Source organism: Gilliamella sp. wkB18 (assembly GCF_001690875.1).
In the GTDB taxonomy this organism is placed as follows: domain Bacteria; phylum Pseudomonadota; class Gammaproteobacteria; order Enterobacterales; family Orbaceae; genus Gilliamella; species Gilliamella apicola_A.
The window spans coordinates 1-727 of the sequence record NZ_LZHM01000002.1 but is presented as its reverse complement, the minus strand read 5'-3'; the positions used below and the strand labels follow the sequence as shown (position 1 = coordinate 727).

At 34.3% G+C, this 727-nt stretch carries 1 protein-coding gene and 1 pseudogene; both read right to left on the bottom strand.

Translation table 11 applies throughout. The features are described from left to right. The coding region (locus tag A9G48_RS00015) for a hypothetical protein (protein ID WP_141672919.1) at positions 1–239 on the bottom strand (239 nt) is incomplete at its 3' end. 158 nt (positions 240–397) lie between these two features. Continuing rightward, positions 398–727: pseudogene (locus A9G48_RS11400) on the bottom strand (hypothetical protein); the annotation flags it as partial.

The window sequence follows — 727 nt, the reverse complement described above, 5'->3', positions numbered from 1 at the left end:
ATTTTATCCCATGCATCATCAGGATCAATTTCGCCTTCAATATATTGAATAGTATAAGGATACATATCCTCAGTTAAATCTCCCACAGCCAAACAAACTGATTTATTTCCTGTTGGGTTATTAATATCGTTTTCTCTTTGAATTCGCGTTTTATAATCGGTAAAATCGCACCCTGTCAGTAACGATAACATCAGTAAACTACTACCTAATATTAAGACTTTTTTGATTTGTGTTTTCATCAGTTATTACCTGTTAGTTAAAATTTGTTAATCGATTCTGTCACTGCTTCGGCTTATGACTTGTATCAGCTGTATATTGGTATGACAGTAAGTATGGAAACACTTTTTTGCCCCCGCAAATCTTAAACTTAACAGTAATCTAATGAATTAAAATAACTTTATAAAAAATAACTACCACTCTTCCCTGCTTTCAAGGTTAATTCACCGTAATCATTAACATTATAATAATGAGTCCCTCTGGCTAATTCTTTACCTGTTGCAGCTGCTTCAATATCGAAAAAGTTAGGATACAAGCTATAAATATCCTTATTTTTTATCCAATTTGGCACATTTTCCATGTGGTAACTGAATGATACCATTCTCATACCCTTAAGTTGATTATCGACTTTGGTAATCTTGTCAACCACAACCCGACCAAAGCAGAAGTTAGTGCCCCCCCACCAATCTACGTATTTGCGACCTTCTTCCGTTAAATTATAACGGTACAG